This window comes from Nocardiopsis sp. TNDT3, from assembly GCF_003427465.1.
GTDB classification, from domain to species: Bacteria; Actinomycetota; Actinomycetes; order Streptosporangiales; family Streptosporangiaceae; genus Nocardiopsis; species Nocardiopsis dassonvillei.
The window spans coordinates 1-3,463 of the sequence record NZ_QPFC01000529.1; the positions used below are offsets into that span (position 1 = coordinate 1).

The following is a 3,463-nucleotide window of genomic DNA, read 5'->3' on the forward strand; positions in this document are numbered from 1 at the left end:
GGGTGCGCTGGGGCGGGCTGGCCGCCGCCGCGCTGGCCGTGGTCCCCGCCGTGTACTCGCTCAACCGGGCCCTGTGGGCGGGGCTGGCCCTGTCCGCGGCCTTCGCGGCCCTGGTGGCTCTGCGCCGCGGCCGGGTGGTCCTGGTGGGCGCCTGCGCCGTCGCGGGCCTGGCGGTGCTGCTGGCGCTGGCCGCCTCACCGCTCGCCGACGTGGTGTGGACCAGGATCGACAACCCGCACAGCGACGACGGCCGGGCCGCCACCAACGCGGCGTCCGTGGAGGCCGCCCACCTGTCCCCGGTCATGGGGTGGGGCACCACCCGCGAGAGTCTGGGCAGCTCGGAGTCGATCGCGATCGGCCCCACCTCCGAGTGTCCCGGCTGCGGACAGCACGTCATCGGCAATGCGGGACAGCTGTGGATGACGCTGATCGCCGGGGGCTGGGTGGGCACCGGCCTCATGCTCGCCTTCTTCGCGCACGTCGTGTGGCGCTACCGCCGCGCGGCCACGCTGGAGGGGCGGGGCGCGCTGCTGACCGTGCTGCTGCTGTTCTGGTACATGTTCTTCTACGTCGCGCTGATGTCCCCGCTGGCCGTCACCATGGTCGCCGTCGCCCTGCTGTGGCGTGGCGAGGAACCGGTGCTCCGGCGGCGGACCGCGCGCACCCGCGGGGGTCCTTGGTGAACAGCGAGACGACCTACCTGACCGACCTCGCCGCGGTGCTGTGGCCGTGCGGCGGGCTGCTCGGCCCCGGCGACCGCGGTATGCGGCGGCTGGCGCACCGCGACCGGGGCACCCAGTACCTTCCGGTCCCCAACGCGCAGAACCCCCGGGTGATCCTGCCCGCCCACGACCGGTCGGCTGCCACCCGGGGCATCACGTCCTTCGCCCAGGGGCACTCGTTCCGGGAGAGGGCGCGCACGCTGCTGCTGACCGGGGCGTTCGCCACCGGGCTGGCCCCGCTCCTGCTGCGCGACCGGCTGTACGTGGGGGCCGGTCCGGGCATCGAGCACGCGCTCACGACGGCGCTGGACCGCGACCTGGCCGTCGCCATCCACGTGGGCCCGCCCCGGGCCAACCGCAAGCCCGTGCTCCTGCTACTCACCCCCGGCGGACGCACGATCGGTTACGCCAAGGTGGCCGTCAACGACCTGACCTCGCGCCTGGTGCGCGCCGAGACGCGCGCCCTGCGCCAGCTGGCCGAGGCCCGCCTGCCGGACGTGACCGTCCCCCGGCTGCTGCACGAGGGCGAGTGGAACGGCCACCCGCTGCTGGTGCAGGAGGCGCTGCCGGTCGGCGTCCAGACCGACCGGCCCACGCGGCGCCAGCTGCTGAGGTGCGTGACGCAGATCGTCGGGCTGTCCAGGGTGCGGAGCCGGAGGCTGTCCGACAGCCCCTACCGCAGGTCGCTGGAGGAGCGGATCGTGACGCTGGGCACGCGCCCCGAGGTGGCGCCCCTGCGCGCGGCGCTGCGCCGTCTGCCCGACGTGTACGTGCCGTTCGGAGCCTGGCACGGCGACCTGACCAGGTGGAACATCGCCAGCACCGCGCGGCGCGCGTTCGTGTGGGACTGGGAGCGCCTCGCCATGGACGCCCCCGCGGGCTTCGACGCCCTGCACTACGACCTCAACGAGTGCGTGCAGGCCGGGGTCCACCCGGGGGTGCACCGGTGGCTGGAGAGCGGGTCGCGGCTGCTGCGCGACCCGCTGATGTCCGAGACCGGGGTGCGCTCCCACACGGTGTCCACGGTGATGGCGCTGTACCTGATCGACCTGGCCACCCGGTACCTGCACGACCGGCAGGACGAGAGCGGCGGCCACCTGGCGGCCGTGGACGACTGGCTGCTGCCCGCGCTGGAGGGGCTCCAGGAGAGGGCGGCCCACGAGGCCGCCCACCGGACCTGAACGTCCGGCCGGGCCTGAGCGGTCCTCTCGGGTCCGGGCGGTTCGTCGAACCAGGCCACCCGATCGATCGACACGACCCGCCGAGCCCCGGCGCCGAGGATGGCGGCCGGGGGTGACCGAAACTGCGACAGAAGGAGCACGTGATGCCCCGGAGCACCGTTCCCGTCCTGTTCCACCGCATGGCCGTCCCGGCCCGGAAGGCGCTCCTGCCCCTCGCCGACGGTCTGGGCACGCTCACCGCGGCGGCCCGCGCGCTGCCCGACTTCCTCATCTGCGGGGCGCAGCGCTCGGGCACGACGTCGCTGTTCAGGACGCTGTGCCTGCACCCGTGCGTCACCGGGCCCACCCTGCGCAAGGGGGTGCACTACTTCGACACCGGCTACCGCGGCGGCCCGGACCGGTACCGGGCGTACTTCCCCCCGCGCGCGGGGCTGCGGGCCCGGCGGGGGCGTCCCCGGGTGAGGGTGGTCGAGTCCAGCCCGTACTACCTGTTCCACCCGCTGGCCGCCGAGCGGATCGCCCGCGACCTGCCGGACGCGCGGGTGGTGGTCATCCTGCGCGACCCGGTGGAGCGGGCCTACTCGGCGCACGCGCACGAGACCGCGCGCGGGTTCGAGACCGAACCGTTCGAGCGGGCGCTGGAACTGGAGCCGGAGCGGCTGGCCGGTGAGGAGGAGCGGATGCTGGCCGACCCCGGGTACCGGTCGTACTCCCACCAGCACCACGGCTATGTGGCGCGCGGCCGCTACGCGGATCAGCTGGAGCGGATGGAGAAGCACCTGGGGCGGGACCGGATGCACGTGGTGGACCACGCCGACCTGTTCGACGGCACGGCGAGGGCGCTGGGTGAGGTGGAGCGGTTCCTGGGGCTGCCGCCCGGGCCGGGCGACGCCCCGGGCAGGCACAACGCGCGCGCCCGGACGAGCATGCCCGAGGGGCTGCGAGCGGAACTGGCGGCGCGGTTCGCCGACAGCGACGCGCGGCTGGCGGACTGGTGGGGGCGCGTCCCCTCGTGGCGCGCGTGACCGCCGCGGCGGAGCGGGAGCGGGCGGGACTGCGCCGCGTGCTGCGCGGCGGGGCGGTCAACATGGCGGGGGCCGTGGTCGGCGCCGCGCTGAACCTCGCCGTGATCGTGACGATCACTCGGGCGTTCTCCCAGGAGACGGCGGGGCTGCTGTTCTCGGCGACGTCGGTGTTCCTGATCGCCGCGGTGGTGGCCAACCTGGGCGCGTCGGACGGGTTGGTGTACTTCATCGCCCGGATGCGCGTGTTCGGCGAACCCGGGGGCGTGCCCCGGCTGCTGCGGACGGCCGCGGCCCCGGCCGTGCTGGCGGCGTGCGCGCTGGCGGTGCTGCTGGTGGTGTGCGCCGGTCCGGTGGCGCGGGGCCTGGGCGGCGGCGAGGCGGAGGTCTACCTGCGGCTGCTGGCGGTGTTCCTGCCGTTCGCGGTGCTGGCGGACACGGCCCTGGCCGCGACGCGGGCCCACCACGACATGGCCGGGACCGTGCTGGTGGACAAGGTGGGCCGCCCGCTGGCCCAGCTGGCCCTGGTGACGGGGGT

At 75.2% G+C, this 3,463-nt stretch carries 2 protein-coding genes and 2 pseudogenes; all 4 read left to right on the forward strand.

Annotated elements, in window-relative coordinates:
- Positions 1 to 683: pseudogene (locus DQW06_RS13755) on the forward strand (ligase); the annotation flags it as partial.
- Positions 680 to 1,903, forward strand: coding sequence for a phosphotransferase (locus DQW06_RS13760; RefSeq protein ID WP_013154973.1), 1,224 nt, complete (start codon positions 680 to 682; stop codon positions 1,901 to 1,903). The pseudogene DQW06_RS13755 and the gene DQW06_RS13760, both read left to right, overlap by 4 nt.
- A 143-nt stretch (positions 1,904 to 2,046) precedes the next feature.
- The gene (locus tag DQW06_RS13765) at positions 2,047 to 2,928 is read left to right on the forward strand and encodes a sulfotransferase domain-containing protein (RefSeq protein ID WP_013154974.1); all 882 of its coding nucleotides are present in this window, start codon (positions 2,047 to 2,049) and stop codon (positions 2,926 to 2,928) included.
- Positions 2,898 to 3,463 (forward strand): annotated as a pseudogene (locus DQW06_RS13770) (oligosaccharide flippase family protein); the annotation flags it as partial. The gene DQW06_RS13765 and the pseudogene DQW06_RS13770, both read left to right, overlap by 31 nt.

Coding starts and splice junctions, on each gene's coding strand:
- DQW06_RS13765 (WP_013154974.1), top strand. CDS start 2,047: ATGCCCCGGAGCACCGTTCCCGTCCTGTTCCACCGCATGGCCGTCCCG.